Origin of the sequence: Demequina sp. (assembly GCA_024707205.1) — a bacterium.
Lineage (GTDB): Bacteria > Actinomycetota > Actinomycetes > Actinomycetales > Demequinaceae > Demequina.
In genome coordinates this window covers 176,720-191,606 of record JANQAD010000001.1, presented here as the reverse complement: position 1 = coordinate 191,606, position 14,887 = coordinate 176,720, and the positions used below count along the sequence as shown (strand labels likewise).

Sequence of the window (14,887 nt, the reverse complement as noted above, 5' to 3'; positions counted from 1 at the left end):
CCAGACTCGCACCATGTACCAGCAACGATTGGGCGCTTTGGCCGTGGTTGGAGCGGCGCTGCTGCTGGCCGCGTGCTCGTCTGACCCCGCCGGGTCTGACCCCGCGGCGGCGGATTCCCCTGGCGCACCGGCAACCTCGCCTACTGCGGCAGCCACCGCAGGCGACGACACCGCCGAGCCCGCCGCAGCGTCGGGCGATTGCCCAAGCGTGCCGCAAGCAGGATTTGAGCTCACCTCTGACGACTCCGTAACCGCGGCGCCAGCGTCCGGTCAGGTCTTCGGCGATGGCACGCCCATCGCGTGGACCATCGCGGACCTGCCAGACGACGCGACCGTGGACATCGACCTGTACTGGGTCAACAGCGCGGGCGACGCGATCAGTGAGGGCGGCATGTTCCTCGACGACGAGGGCGGAGGCACGTGGGCGACCTCCCTGTCGGTGTTCAACAGCGACGCGGACGGCGCGCCCGGCTTGGCGGTGCTCGGCGTCACGTCGAACGCGTGGGCCGACGGCTCCGGTCACATCTCCGGTGACCACGCGATCCTGGGCGTCTATTGCCTCACACTCAAAGCGGACGAGTGAGCGACGACGCACACGCAACGGGGGCTGCTGGCTCCACGGGCATCATGGCGTCCGCCTGGTTTGCGGGTGTCGCCGCGCTCGTTGCGCTGGCGCTCGTGACGGGAGGGCTCGCGGTCGTCAAGCGCTCCCGCGAGCCCCAAGCGGAGGCCGCGCCCGTCGTGCTCGGGACGCCGGCGCCGAGCGCCTTTGACCTGAGTCTCACGCCGGTGACCTCGCCGTTCGTGAGCAGGGGCGAGCCGGTGAGCGTGGTGTTGGCCGCGGACTCTGGGGTGGATGTCTCTCGCGTGGAGGTGTGGCAGGACGGCCAGCTCTACTTTGAGCTCGACGACGCCTCGCTGGTCACGGATCCCACCACCGGCGCGGTGCGGTTCGCCCTGGACGTGGTCCCCATGACCGCAGGAGGCCACGTGCTGCTCGCTCGCGCCTACGACGGCGCGGGGGAGATGGCGCAGTCGATTCCGATTGCGCTGCCCGTGCTCGACCTCCCGCAGGACCTGGGGATCGCGAACCCCACCAACACGTCCGGCACGGCGGTGTTTCCCGCGATGAGGTTCTCCGCCGCACCCGGCGACACGCTGACGACCATCGCGGACCGCTTGGGGGTGGACGTGGCGTCGCTCGCGGCGGCGGACGGCACCGACGATGTCTCCGCCACGTTGAAGGCGGGCGTGCAGGTGACCGGCACCGTTCCCGCGATCAACAGCCTCAAGCCTCCCAAGTCGGGCACGAAGGTGGCGACGGACATCTCGGTGAAGCTGGACGGCTGCGCGGCCGTGGTCACCTCCGCCACCACGGGTGACCTTCGCATCTACGGCGGCGCGGGCATGATCGCGCTCGGCGACCTTCCGGACGGCGGCGAGCTGCGCCTCACGTCGCTTCCCATAGGCCCGACGGTCCTCGCCGCCTATTCGCCGAGCGGCGCCTCTCCCATGCTCCCGCCGAGCGCCCCCGTGACGGTCACGATCCCCGACACGTGCGGGCGCGACGCCTGGACCGGCGGCGCCTTCATCACGGGCGGCATGCTGTTGACCGATGACGCCGTCACCAAGCCTTACGTGTACCTGGCGCTGGACAAGGGCCGATGGCAGCGCGTGCCGGCTCAAGACGGGCAGTTCCTCAACGGCGGTTCGACGAGCGTGAGCGACCTGCGCCAACTCGTGGACCTCGCGCATTACGACCAGGTGGACCTTGAGGTGTGGAGCGGCGCAACGGGGGAACTCGTCGCCTCCGCGCAGTACTGTCGCAATGACACGGAGCACCCGGAACCCGGCGCGTCCTCCGCGAGCGGCGGGGAGTGCACTCCGGCGGGGGCCGCGCCGTCTGGGGCGCCGGGCACGACCGCCACGAAGCCCATCACCCTGACGCTCGCGCAGGGGGACAACCTGACGAAGTCGATCGACGTCACCGGCGACCCAACGGCCATGCAGGAGTGGCAGGTCACCGGACCGGCGAAAGCGACCTTCAGCACCGACGCGCACGACCAGGGCTACGGGGCCGTCGCGTACCAGTTCTCGCTCATCCCGTTCAGCCCTGGGTCCGCGGGCCTCGACCAGCCAGGGGTGTTCTACCAGGCCACATCGGACGTGTACGGCGTGACCAGCGTGGATCCATGGAGCTGGCACGGCGCGCTCATCTCCGACGACCAGCTGGACGGGGTCGACAATCTCTCGCTCAACGACGAGCTGGCGCTGGGGATGCTCAAGCAGCACATCGCCCAAGGGAGCAACCTCATCGACACCGTCTACGTGCGGGCCGTGGCCGTGGGGCAGGTTCCCAACACCAGCACCTATGTCTCGCGCGGCGCGACCTCCAACACCATCGAGCTCGTCATGCCCACGGGGCTCGAGGGAACCTGGCCGCAGATCGAGAACGCCTCGATCTCGGTGAGGCCCGGTCGCGACATCATGGCGATCACGAACGGTCGCGCCAAGCTGTCAAAGCCGGACAGCCCGCCGGACGTCGTCAACGTCACGACAACCTGCCACGCGGTCGTCTCGTATCCGGATCCCACCGCGTACACGATGTACCCGTTCAGCGCACCCAAGTGGCGCACGAAGGAGGGCGTCACCTACCAGGCGGGCGCTCCCCGCAGCCCTACGGACGTGATGATCCAGAAGCCGGGAGGGATGAGCGACCTCTCCCAGGCCAAGCAGATCTGGCCGCGCGATGACGTCATCTACTGCCTCGACAGCGACGCAAGCTATAAGCGCCTCCACGCGCATGACAATGACGAGCCGCCAAGCTGCGGGTTGGGCTGCGTGCTCTCCTTCGTGGTCTACGGCGCCATCCAGGGTTTTGTCGTCGGCGGCCCCTATGGCGCGCTCACCGGTGCGCTCATTGGGCTCGGGGTTGGTCTTGGCGCCGCGATAGATCCCGCGTTCTACGACGAGGTGATGGCCGCGTGGGACAAGGTCGCGAGCTTCTACAACCAGGTCTTCAACGTGGTGTGGAAGGTGGTGGACGCGGTCAATCCCGTGTGTCAGAGCGCTAAGTCGTTGGGAAGCAGCGCCAACAAGTTCTGCAACGGGGTCTTCCGATCCGTGGGCGACGCCGCCCTCACGTACTACACGGGCGTGCCCCCGCAACTCGCGACCTCACAGCAGATGCAGGCGACACAGGACGGCGATCTTGACGCGATGATCACCCTTGCGCTCGACGAGGGGCTCAAGAAGCTTGGCCTGAGCTGCGCCACCTTCACCCTCAGCGGTGGCGAGGCGCAGGCGATCCTCGCCACCGCGTCGGCCTCGGGCGCACAGGTGCCCGACCTGAGCCAGGTGAAGAACTCGCAGGGCGAGATCTCTGGGTGCGCCGCGCTCTCGGGCGTGCTGACCAAGACGGTTCGCGCCGCATCCATCGCGCGTCAGGCGCAGATCATGGAGGCGATCACGGGAGTGCGCTCCGTGCCGGGACTCGTGATCGCGCCCGTGACCGACGAGCGCCCAACCGTCGTGTTCTCCGGGACGCCCGTCAGCGCCCCCGGGTACGCCCAGACGTGCCCTGTTGTGGCGAACGCGCAGATCACGGAGGGCGGCACCACGTTCCGGCTGTATCCCGTTCACGCGACCGCGTGGCTCAAGTACGGAAAGACCAACGCCGACGGCGTGCGCGCCGCCGATCAATGGACGGGGGAGTTGCAGATCCCCTATGAGCGCAGCACCGCCTACCCAAACACGCCTTCCAAGGCTGTTATGGAGACCGTCCCTGCCGCGGCCGGTGCCGCGTACCTGCACGTCACCCTGAGCGCGCCTTGCTTCGATGAGCCCATCTCCATCGATGTCCCCAAGTACACGTTCTTCGGCAACGCGGCCGCTTTCTACCTGGACCCACGCCCCATCGTCGGGTTCTACTAGGAGCGCGCCGTGCACATTCCCGTCCTCGCATCGATAGGCGCCGCGGTTGTCGGCGTCACCGCGGTTGTCGGCACCGTGGTGCTCGTGGCCACGGCGCCGCAGCCCCAGCCGCAGGCGCTGTGGATCGACTCCCCGGTCGCCGGGGTCGCGCTCTCGCCTGGCGACCTGACCGTCACGATGCACACCAACGAGCCTCAAGTGACCTCGATCCGCGCCGTCATAGCAACCGACGGGAACACGGTGGCCGTGCTCACGGACAACGAACTCGAGACCCTGTCCCGTGGCAAGGACGCCAAGCTCCTGTACGTCTTTGACCAAGTGTGGAACGCACAGCCGGGCACCTATACGATCACAGCGACCGCCTACGCCGGCTCCACGGCCCGTTCCACCGCAAAGGCGCAGGTCGTGGTGCTTGGCGCCGTCGCAACCCCGGACGCGACGCCGTCTCCGGACACGCCACCGCCCACGGAACCCAGCGCCGAACCCACGCCGTCGGCGACCCCGGCGGCCACACCGTCGGCCACTCCGAGCGCCGGCCCAACGCCGCAGCCGACCGCAAAGCCAACCACGAAGCCAACGTCAAAGCCGACGACGAAGCCAACCACCCCGCCCGCGTCCACACCGCAGCCGAGCCACACCACCGACCCCATCCAGACCCCCACGCCGGTGGTGCCCGCGGCGGGCAAGGCCACGCGCTCGAACGAGACGAACTCCGGATGGACCAATACGTTCACCATCACGGGCATTCGCCCCAATACGGCCCAGGTGTACATCGACATCAACCTGCACAACACGGTCTTCACGCCGTACTTCGCGGGCTGGAAGTCGTACCCGTGCGGCAACCTCACTCTCTACTCCGGATCAGGGGCCGACGCCACCTACCAGTGCAGCGTGACCGTCACCATTGAGCCGCCTGGGAACTGGCGCAGCGGCGAGTTCTGGTTGGGCATGCCGGACTCGGTGTACCGGCCAAAGATCGTCTCCGGCGGCAAGACATACTACGGCGTCGGCGGCAACTGGACCGTCGCGGCGAAGTAGGCTCAGGCGCCCTGCACTGCGCCCGGCAGGGCCGGGATCTGCGCCGCGGTGAGCCCGTTGGCCAGCGCGCCGCGGTACTCGACGAGCGCAGAGTTCAGCAGCCAGCCGCGATCCTGCGGCGCCGCGCCCACCATGAGCGCGGCATAGGCCTCGGCGATCGCGAGGTGCTGGTCCCTGAGCGCGGTCGCGTCGGCAGGCACGTCGTACGCGGGCTCCGTGGAGATCTTGAACCCCGGCGATGGCCAAGAGGTCCGCCACGCGCTGGCGTTCGGTGCTTGAACCGGAGAGCGCGGACGTGCGCGCATCCCCGTCGCTGCGCGCGGCGGCCACCTCATAGAGAGCGCGGAGCTTGTCGTGCTCGAGCGCGAGGCGCGAGAGCACGTCCGCCGGCACCGTGCTGTCCGCTGGCGGCAGAGTGGGCGGTTCGGCGAGATAGGCGAGGCTCTCCCAGTCGTTGCGCTCACTCTCGGCGTTGATCGCCTTGTGCGACAGGAGGATCGACGCGCACAGCCCGCCAAGCGGGTCGTCCCCGGCGCCATCCATGCAGGCAGCGGCCGCTGCCTCGGCGTCCTCGAGCGCCTGCGAGAGCGACCCCGCAGGCCGCGGAGACGAGGTTGGCGACACGCCGCCGAGCGCGGCGAGCCGCATGGGCACGGCATTCGCCTCGACAACGGCAAGGGGATCGTCGGAACCAGGTGCCGCCGCCTCGACCGCGGCCTCGGCAGCTGCCACGTGGTCGCGCAGCACGGTGATGGGGGAGGGCGTCCGGAACGGCTCTGGTTCGGTTTCGAGCCGCCACGAGCATGCGGTCAGCGTTGCGAGCGCAACCAGGGCCAACGACCCTGCCCGCACCCCGCGCCTCACCATGGGCGCCATCATGACACGGCACGCGGACCCCCTAGAATGTGTGAGAACTTCAGCAACGGCTTAGGGAGGCGATGACGTGGGTCTCGAGAACCGCATTGCCGAACTCGCCGCGCCCGGCGCCGCGGAAGCCGGCCTCATCGTCGACTCCGTTGAGGTCGAGCAGGCCGGCTCCCGGCAGCGCGTTGTCGTGACGGTGGACCTTCCGGACGATGAGGTCGGCTCCGCGTCCCTCGACGCGATCGCCACAGCATCTCGCGCGATCGGCGCCGCCCTCGATGAGGCGAATGTGCCACCACAGGCCTACGTGCTCGAGGTCTCTACCCCTGGCATCTCCCGCCCGCTGACGGAGCGCCGTCACTTCCTGCGCGCACGCTCGCGCCTCGTGAGCCTGGATCTCAACGACGGCACCATCGTCAAGGGCCGTCTCACGGACATCGACGGCGACGACGTCGTGCTCGACGGCGAGCGCCGCTTCCCGGTCGCGAGCATCGTGGTCGGCACAATCGAACTCGACTTCAAGGGCAACGGGTAGGGCGCATGGACATCGACATGCAGGCCCTCCGCGGCCTCGAGAAAGAGAAGGACATCCGCTTCGACGTCCTGATCGACGCCATCGAGCAGGCGCTCCTGTCCGCGTACCACAAGACGCCCGGCGCCTACCGGCACGCGCGCGCCCACCTGGACCAAGCGTCGGGCATCGTCACCATCTTCGCCCGCGAGGAACTCGGCGTCGACGAGGACGGAACCGTTCAACTCAGCGACGAGTTCGAGCACACGCCCAACGACTTTGGCCGCATCGCCACCTCCACTGCGCGTCAGGTGATCGTGCAGCGCCTGCGTCAGGCGGGGGATGACGCGGTGCTCGGCGAGTACGCGGGCAAGGAGGGTCACCTCGTCTCCGGCGTGATTCAGCAGACGCAGGACATGCGCAACGTGCACGTGGACATCGGCGACGTCGAGGCCGTGTTGCCCGCGCACGAGCAGGTGCCCACGGAGACCTACGTGCACGGCGAGCGCATCCGCGCCTACGTGCTCGACGTCAGCCGCGGCATGAAGGGCCCCTCGATCACGCTGTCGCGGACACACCCTGGCCTGGTGCGCCAGCTCTTCGAGCTTGAGGTGCCGGAGATCGCAGACGGCACCGTCGAGATCATGTCGCTCGCGCGCGAGGCCGGCCACCGGACCAAGATCGCCGTGCGGGCTACTGTTCCCGGCGTGAACCCCAAGGGCGCGTGCATTGGGCCCATGGGCGCCCGCGTGCGTGCGGTCATGAGCGAGCTCCGCGGCGAGAAGATCGACATCGTCGATTGGGACGAGGACCCCGCGACGTTCGTGGGAAACGCGCTGTCGCCCTCGCGCGTGGTGTCGGTGACGGTCGTGGATGAGGAGGCCCGCGCGGCCCGCGTCGTGGTCCCGGACTTCCACCTGTCGCTCGCGATCGGCAAGGAGGGGCAGAACGCTCGCCTCGCCGCTCGCCTCACGGGCTGGCGGATCGACATCCGCTCGGACGAGGCGCCCGAGACCCCTGGAGCGAGCGGGCCGGCTGTCAGTGGTCCCGGCACCCCGGGATCGGGTGCCTGAGGCGACCGGGTAGAATGGTTGAGCCGGGCAATCCAGCCGACACCCCCAACGCACAGCACGCAGGGCCGCAAGGCCCGGTTCGCACGTGCATCGGGTGCCGACAGCGGGCGGCCCGGTCGGACCTTGTGCGAGTGGTCCTCGACGGAACCCAGGTGGTTCTCGACGAGACCGCCACTGCCCCGGGGCGCGGCGCCTGGTTGCATCGCAGCCCCGAGTGTCTGGACTTGAGTGTTCGCCGCAAGGCGTTCCCGCGGGCGCTGCGTGCAAGCGTGGCTGACGCGAGTTCGCTCAAGTTCGGATAACCTTGTCCGTGCCAAACCCATCGACAGAACGGGATGAAAGCCCATGAGCGCCCGATGAGTACCTCGAAATGAGTACCCAGCAGTAACGATGGTTCGACCCCTGCCTTGGTCGGACCAAGACAGGAGTTTTTTGTGGCAATCGCAAAGCCTCGCGTTCACGAGATCGCGAAGGAGCTCGGCATTCCGAGCAAGGACCTCATCACCAAGCTGAACGAGCTCGGTGAGTACGTGAAGGGTCCGTCCTCAACCTTGGAGGCGCCGGTCGTGCGCAAGGCGCGCGAGGCGTTCCCCGCCGCGCCGGCGGCACCCGCAGCGCCCGCACCAGAGAAGAAGGCCGCGGCTCCCAAGCCCGCCGCACCCAAGCCTGCGGCTCCGGTCGCGCCCGCGGAGCCCGACGCTGTGGTCACCGAGGCCGCTCCGGCACCTTCCGCTCCGGCCGCGTCGGCGTCCCCGGCGACCCCGGCGGATGCCGCCGGTGATATGCCTCGCCCCCGCCCGCGTCCGGGCGGCAACAACCCCTTCGCCGACCGCTCCGACGTCCCGCGTCCGCGGCCGCGTCCCGGTGGCAACAACCCGTTCCAGGCTCCGCGCACCCCCGGACCCCGCCCAGGTGGCGCTCCCGGCGCCGCTGGCGCGCCCCGTCCCGGTGGCGCCCCGCGTCCCGGCGGCGCGGGCGCCCCTCGGCCCGGCGGCTTTGCCCCGCGCCCAGGTGGGGCGGCTCGCCCCGGTGGCGGCGCCCCTGGTGCTCCCGGCGCGGCTGCCCCCGGTGGTCGTCCTGCGCCCGGCGGTCGCGGCCGTGGTGGCGGCACCGCTGGCGCCTTCGGTCGCCAAGGCGGCAAGCCCGCACGCTCACGCAAGAGCAAGCGCGCCAAGCGGCAAGAGTACGAGCAGCAGCAGGCACCGTCGATCGGCGGCGTGCAGGTCCCTCGCGGTGACGGCTCCACGCCGATCCGCCTGCGCCGCGGCGCCACGCTGAGCGACTTCGCCGAGAAGATCGATGTCAATCCCGCGTCGCTCGTGACGGTGCTGTTCCACCTCGGTGAGATGGCCACGGCCACGCAGTCGCTAGACGAGGACACGTTCCAGGCGCTTGGCGCCGAGCTCGGCTACACGATCGAGATCGTGTCGCCGGAGGACGAGGACAAGGAGCTCCTCGAGGACTTCGGCCTCGACCTCGACGCGGAGCTTGCCGCCGAGACTGACGAGGACCTCGAGCCGCGTCCGCCGGTCGTGACCGTCATGGGTCACGTCGACCACGGCAAGACGCGCCTCCTCGACGCTATCCGCAAGTCCGACGTGCAGTCCGGCGAGGCCGGCGGCATCACGCAGCACATCGGCGCGTACCAGGTGCGGCACGAACACGACGGCGTCGAGCGCGCCATCACCTTCATCGACACCCCTGGTCACGAGGCGTTCACCGCCATGCGTGCCCGCGGTGCTCAGGTGACGGACATCGCGATCCTCGTCGTCGCCGCCGATGACGGCGTCATGCCGCAGACCATTGAGGCGCTCAACCACGCGCAGGCCGCAAACGTGCCGATCGTCGTGGCCGTGAACAAGGTGGACAAGGAGGGGGCCAACCCCGCCAAGATCCGCCAACAGCTCACCGAGTACAACCTCGTGGCAGAGGAGTACGGCGGCGACACGATGTTCGTCGACGTCTCCGCGCTCAAGGGCATCGGCATCGACGACCTCCTCGAGGCCGTGCTGCTCACGGCAGACGCCGGTCTTGACCTGCGCGCGAACCCCAACAAGGACGCTCGCGGTGTGGCGGTCGAGGCTCACCTCGACAAGGGTCGCGGTGCGGTTGCGACCGTGCTCGTGAACTCGGGAACGCTGCGCGTTGGCGACTCGATCGTCGCGGGAACGGCCCACGGCCGCGTTCGCGCGATGTTCGACGAGCACGACCAGCAGGTCACCGAGGCGCTTCCCGCCCGTCCGGTTCTCGTCATCGGCCTCACGTCGGTGCCGCGAGCGGGCGACACCTTCCTGGTGGCGGACGACGACCGCACGGCCCGTCAGATTGCCGAGAAGCGCGAGGCCGCCGAGCGTGCCGCTCAGCTCGCGAAGCGTCGCAAGCGCATCAGCCTCGAGGACTTCAACCAGGCGCTCGAGGACGGCAAGGTCGATACCCTCAACCTCATCATCAAGGGTGACGTCTCCGGTGCCGTCGAGGCACTCGAGGACGCGCTGCTGCAGATCGATGTGGGCAAGGAAGTGGACCTGCGCATCATCCACCGCGGTGTGGGTGCTGTCACGCAGAACGACGTCAACCTCGCAACGGTCGACAACGCCATCATCATCGGCTTCAACGTGCGTCCGGCAGAGCGTGTGCAGGCGCTCGCGGACCGCGAGGGCGTCGACATGCGCTTCTACTCGGTCATCTACCGTGCTCTCGAGGACGTCGAGGCGTCCCTCAAGGGCATGCTCAAGCCCGAGTTCGAGGAGCGCTCCACCGGTGCGGCGGAGATCATGGAGATCTTCCGCTCGTCCAAGTTCGGCAACATCGCGGGCTGCCTGGTTCGCGAGGGCGTCATCAAGCGCAACGCCACCGCTCGCGTGTCGCGCAACGGCGTCGTCATCGGCGAGCCGGTGATCGACACCCTGCGCCGCTTCAAGGACGACGTCACCGAGGTCCGTGACGGCTTCGAGTGCGGCATCGGCCTTGGCAAGTTCAACGACATCCAGGTTGGCGACATCATCGAGACCTTCGAGATGGTGGAGATTCCGAGGGACTGATGAGCGACAAGCCCCGCGCTCTCAAGCTCGCCGGCACGATCAAGAAGATCGTTGCCGGCGCGCTTGAGACCGAGATCAAGGACCCGCGCCTTGGGTTCGTGACCGTCACCGACGTGAGGGTCACGGGAGACCTGCAGCAGGCGTCGGTCTTCTACACGGTCCTTGGCGGCGAGGAGGAGCGCGCCGGCACGGCCGCCGCGCTCGCCTCCGCCAAAGGCCGGCTGCGCTCGCTCGTGGGATCCCAGCTTGGTATTCGCCTCACGCCAACGCTCGAGTTCCATCTCGACGCGGTGCCGGAGACTGCCGCAACGCTCGACAAGGCGCTGCACGAGGCCGCGCTGCGCGATGCGGAGACAGCCAAGCTGCGCGAGGGCGCCCAGTACGCGGGCGACGCGGACCCGTACAAGCACCCGGAAGAGGATGACTGACACCCCCTCGGGACTGATCGTCGTGGACAAGCCGCAGGGCTGGACCTCGCACGATGTCGTCGGCCGCATGCGCCGACTCCTCGGCACCCGCAAGGTGGGCCACGGCGGCACGCTCGATCCCATGGCCACCGGCGTGCTCGTGATCGCATGCGGCAAGGCAACCCGGCTGCTCCAGTACATCTCTGCCCACGACAAGGGCTACGAGGCCACGATCCGGCTGGGACAGTCGACAATCACCGACGACGCCGAGGGCGAGGTGCTTACCGAAGTGAGTGCAGCGTCGGTCAGTGACGAGGCCATCCTGGCGGGTATCGCGGCGCTTACTGGCGACATCCTGCAGCGCCCAAGCTCGGTGAGCGCAATCAAGGTGGCGGGGAGCGCGCGTATGCGCGCGTGCGTGCAGGCGAGGACGTCGAGCTGGCCGCGCGGCCCGTCACCGTTGCGCGGTTTGAGTTGCTGGATGCCCGACGCTCTGGCGACGTCATCGACCTCGACGTCGCCGTCGACGTGAGTTCGGGAACGTATGTTCGCGCGCTCGCGCGCGACCTCGGCGCCGGCTTGGGCGTTGGCGGTCACCTCACCGCGCTGCGCCGCACCCGCGTGGGAGAGGTGACCCTCGCTGACGCCGCGACGCTCGAGGAGCTCGAGGGCCGCGGGCGCTCGCACGCGGCTCATCGGCCTCACGGAGGCCGCAACGCGGACCCTTCCCGTGCTCGCCATCGATCCCAAGGCGGCCACAGCCCTTGGTTACGGTCAGCGCATCGCTGCTGACGGCGTCGGGCCGGCGATTGCCGTGTGCGACGGCGAGGCTATCGCTATCGTTGAGCGCGATGCAGGAGCGGGGCGCCCCACGGTGGTGTTCGCTCCGCGGAGCTGAGGAGGCGCGTGGCACGCGAGCGGGTGACGTGGATCGATACGGCGCGCGGCGGCGCGCTGACCCTCGTCGTCCTCGTGCACTCGAGCCTATGGCTGCACCGCAGCGGATATCGCACCGCGCATTGGCTGGATCAGATGAACCTTGCGCTCGACGCGGTGCGCATGCCAACGCTTGTCGCGATCTCTGGGCTGTTCGCCGCGACAATCGGCACGTGGAGCGCGCGCGAGGTGCTGCGCAGGCGAGTGCTTCCGCTTGCGCTGCTGTACGTGGTGTGGGCCGCGCTCGGCCAGATCATTGTCGGGCCCAGCCGCCAGCCTGGCACTGACGGATGGGCCAATCTGCTGCTCGTCGTTGTGCGGCCGGACCTGCGCGTGTGGTACCTCTACGCGCTCGCCCTGTTCATCCTTGGGGCGTGGGCGCTGAGGGCGGTGCCGAGCTGGATCCTGATCCCCGTGGCTCTTGGCCTGAACCTGTGGACGATGAGCAGGTGGCCGGCGCCGCCCATGCCCTTGGACCTGCAGAACTGGGAGTACGTGGGCGAGCACTGGGCGTTCTTCGTGGTGGCCCAGAGGTGCGCCGCGGCGTACTGGGCGTTCGCGGGACGAACCCGTCCGGTCACGGCGCTGTGGGCCGGTGGGGCATTCGCGTTGGCGGCTGGGGCGGCATTGGCGACGGACACCGCCACCAACCCGGTGGTCCTGCTCGCACTCTGCGCGTTGGGGACTCTCGCGGTGCTCGCGATCTCGCCGCTCGTGGCGTCCGCACGGAGCCTGGGGTTCGCCAACGCCATAGGTCGCAATTCGCTCGGCGTGTACGTCACGCATCTGCCGGTCCTCGCGATCTTCACGCTCGCCACGCCGCTGTTCCCGGCGGGCCCGGGGGCCCGATCCGTGGTCCCGTTGGCGCTCGCCGCCGTGGCTCTCGCGTGCTCGTACGGGATCACCCGCGCTCTCGATCGCTGGGCACCCGTGCCGTTCCTGCGGCCCTGGTGGAGCACGGCGCGTGAACCACAAGGGGCGCTCGCTCCGGCACAATGAACTCCATGTTTGTGTGGCGATCCCTCGCTGAGGTTCCCCCGACGCTTGGCCCCGCGATCGTCACGATCGGCAACTTCGACGGGGTGCACCGCGGGCATCAGGCCGTGCTTGAGCGCATGGTCGCCGACGCACGCTCTCGCGGCCAGGTGGCGATCGCGGTCACGTTTGACCCGCATCCCAAGGCGGTTCATGACCCTGCGCACCAGCCCGAGTTGGTGACCGGCGTCGTGGACCGGTTGGAGCGACTAGCGGCCACGGGTCTCGATGGCGTGCTCGTCATCGAGTACACGCTGGAGTTTGCGCTGCAGACGCCCGAGGAGTTCGTTCGCGACTACCTCGTTGACGGACTGCGCGCGGCCTGCGTCGTCGTTGGCCACGACACTCGGTTTGGGCGCGGCAACGCGGGCGACGTGGAGACCATGCGCGCGTTGGGGGAGCAGTACGGCTTCGCGGTAGAGGTGGTCGACGACGCGTGCGCCATCTCCGAGTCCGGCCGACGCTGGTCGTCGACGTGGGTGCGAGAGCTGCTCGACAAGGGCGACCTCCCTGGCGCCGCCGAGGTCCTTGGCCGGCCTCACCGCCTGCGTGGACACGTGGTGCATGGCGACAAGCTGGGCCGCGAGATCGGCTTCCCCACGGCGAACATCGAGGTGGAGTCCGGGATGATCCCGCGCCACGGGGTGTACGCGGGATGGTTCACGGTGGTGGACCCTGGCGGCAATCCGGGCGCAGAGGCGGTGCTGGGCGAGCCGCTCCCCGCCGCCGTTTCGCTGGGACTCAACTACACCGTCGGCGGCACCGACCTGCGTGTGGAGGCCTTCATCATCGACCGCGAGGGGCTCGACCTCTACGGGGCCGAGGTGACCCTGGACCTCGTCGCGTGGCGCAGGCCGATGCTCGACTTCGGGTCGTTGGACGCGCTCATCACGGCGCTCACCGAAGACGTGCAGTGGTGCCGATCCGTGCTCGCTTGAGCGAGCGTCGGCTGGTATCATTGATCTTCGCCGTGTAACGGCCGCGGTTTCCAGTGCCCCGGTGAATAGGCCCGGGTGCGCCGCGCAACTACCTTGAAGAAGGAGACACAGTGCCGCTCGAAGCATCAGTCAAGCAGTCCATCATGACCGAGTACGCCACCCACGAGGGCGACACCGGTTCTCCCGAGGTTCAGGTCGCGATGCTGACCAAGCGCATCGCCGACCTCACTGAGCACCTCAAGGAGCACAAGCACGACCACCACAGCCGCCGCGGACTGCTGCTGCTCGTCGGTCGTCGCCGCAACCTGCTGAACTACCTTCAGCGCGTGGACATCGAGCGTTACCGCTCGCTCATTGAGCGCCTGGGGCTTCGCCGCTAAGGCGAACCTCGCGCTCCGCGGCCCGGTCCGCTCGCCCCCTGGCCATGGGCCGGGGGAGCTGAGCGACCGGGCTGTTGTCATTCCCGCCCGACGCTGTGGCGGGCTTTCGTGCGAAAGCCGGCCCTGGCGTCGGCCCGCCGCGCCCCTACCGCCCGAAATGGGCTCTCAGGTCGCCCAAATGCGCGTTTGGTGAACCTAGGAGCCCATTCCAGGCCAGCAGCCAGTTGTGAGAGTGGGATTGCCCGACGCTGTGGCGGGCTTTCGTGCGAAAGCCGGCCCTGGCGTCGGCCCGCCGCGCCCCTACCGCCCGAAATGGGCTCTCAGGTCGCCCAAATGCGCGTTTGGTGAACCTAGGAACCCATTCCAGGCGCAGTCAGTCGTCGTCGGCGGGGGTGAAGGACTGCTGCTCGCGGGCGGCGCGCGCGGCGAAGTGAGCCTCCACCAGGTAGAAACTGGTGCCCACCAGGCAGATCGCGGCAACGGCGAAGCTCACGAGGACGAACAGCCAGCCGGCATCCTGCAGGATCCCGCGAATGGTCCACCCGATGACGATGAGCGCAGCCAAGCCCATCGCGATCGCGCCGATGCGAGCCGGAACAGGATTGCCCGAGCGGCCCCAACGCCCGGCGAGCCACTCGTATCCTTCGTACTGCGGCTGAGGCTCCGGAGGTAGCTGTGGCTGCTTGGGCATGGCGCTTAGGGTACGCGCCAGCGCGTTCCTGGTAGACTGT

The 14,887-nt window shown here is 68.9% G+C and carries 12 protein-coding genes and 2 pseudogenes; 12 read left to right on the top strand and 2 right to left on the bottom strand.

The annotated features are described in order from the left end of the window. The first annotated feature begins 13 nt into the window (after positions 1–13). From NVV57_00940 to NVV57_00930, 3 genes and pseudogenes are all read left to right on the top strand, one after another. The gene (locus tag NVV57_00940; GenBank protein ID MCR6711324.1) at positions 14–583 is read left to right on the top strand and encodes a hypothetical protein; all 570 of its coding nucleotides are present in this window, start codon (positions 14–16) and stop codon (positions 581–583) included. Continuing rightward, positions 580–3,933, top strand: a complete 3,354-nt coding sequence (locus NVV57_00935; protein ID MCR6711323.1) for a hypothetical protein — start codon at positions 580–582, stop codon at positions 3,931–3,933. Before NVV57_00940 ends, NVV57_00935 begins: the two co-directional genes overlap by 4 nt. Before the next feature lie 486 nt (positions 3,934–4,419). After that, positions 4,420–4,524: pseudogene (locus NVV57_00930) on the top strand (cellulose-binding protein). A gap of 449 nt (positions 4,525–4,973) precedes the next feature. Here NVV57_00930 and NVV57_00925 read toward each other — a convergent pair. Then, positions 4,974–5,171, bottom strand: a complete 198-nt coding sequence (locus NVV57_00925) for a hypothetical protein (protein ID MCR6711322.1) — start codon at positions 5,169–5,171, stop codon at positions 4,974–4,976. Positions 5,172–5,914: 743 nt separating this feature from the next. Between NVV57_00925 and NVV57_00920 the strand changes: the two genes are divergently transcribed. From NVV57_00920 to rpsO, 9 genes and pseudogenes are all read left to right on the top strand, one after another. Next, positions 5,915–6,370, top strand: a complete 456-nt coding sequence (locus NVV57_00920) for a ribosome maturation factor RimP (GenBank protein ID MCR6711321.1) — start codon at positions 5,915–5,917, stop codon at positions 6,368–6,370. 5 nt (positions 6,371–6,375) lie between these two features. After that, positions 6,376–7,419 carry a transcription termination factor NusA gene (gene nusA / locus NVV57_00915; GenBank protein ID MCR6711320.1) on the top strand — a complete coding sequence of 348 codons (1,044 nt, stop codon included), beginning with the start codon at positions 6,376–6,378 and terminating at the stop codon, positions 7,417–7,419. Between the two features lie 14 nt (positions 7,420–7,433). Beyond that, entirely contained in the window at positions 7,434–7,721 is a 288-nt protein-coding gene (locus NVV57_00910; protein MCR6711319.1) for a YlxR family protein, read from the top strand. A gap of 138 nt (positions 7,722–7,859) precedes the next feature. Next, the gene (gene infB / locus NVV57_00905; protein MCR6711318.1) at positions 7,860–10,460 is read left to right on the top strand and encodes a translation initiation factor IF-2; all 2,601 of its coding nucleotides are present in this window, start codon (positions 7,860–7,862) and stop codon (positions 10,458–10,460) included. Then, complete coding sequence (gene rbfA, locus NVV57_00900) at positions 10,460–10,888, top strand: 30S ribosome-binding factor RbfA (protein MCR6711317.1); 429 nt, start codon at positions 10,460–10,462, stop codon at positions 10,886–10,888. Before infB ends, rbfA begins: the two co-directional genes overlap by 1 nt. Further along, positions 10,881–11,765, top strand: a pseudogene (truB, locus tag NVV57_00895) (tRNA pseudouridine(55) synthase TruB). Before rbfA ends, truB begins: the two are co-directional and overlap by 8 nt. A gap of 8 nt (positions 11,766–11,773) precedes the next feature. After that, a complete protein-coding gene (locus NVV57_00890; protein ID MCR6711316.1) occupies positions 11,774–12,802 on the top strand; it encodes an acyltransferase family protein in 1,029 nt (342 codons plus the stop codon). Between the two features lie 5 nt (positions 12,803–12,807). Further along, entirely contained in the window at positions 12,808–13,776 is a 969-nt protein-coding gene (locus NVV57_00885; GenBank protein ID MCR6711315.1) for a bifunctional riboflavin kinase/FAD synthetase, read from the top strand. A 110-nt stretch (positions 13,777–13,886) separates the two neighbouring features. Beyond that, the gene (rpsO, locus tag NVV57_00880) at positions 13,887–14,156 is read left to right on the top strand and encodes a 30S ribosomal protein S15 (protein ID MCR6711314.1); all 270 of its coding nucleotides are present in this window, start codon (positions 13,887–13,889) and stop codon (positions 14,154–14,156) included. A gap of 373 nt (positions 14,157–14,529) precedes the next feature. On the opposite strand, the gene NVV57_00875 is transcribed toward rpsO, so the two are convergent. After that, positions 14,530–14,847: a hypothetical protein gene (locus NVV57_00875; GenBank protein ID MCR6711313.1), complete on the bottom strand. Its 318-nt coding sequence runs from the start codon at positions 14,845–14,847 to the stop codon at positions 14,530–14,532. Positions 14,848–14,887: the final 40 nt, after the last annotated feature.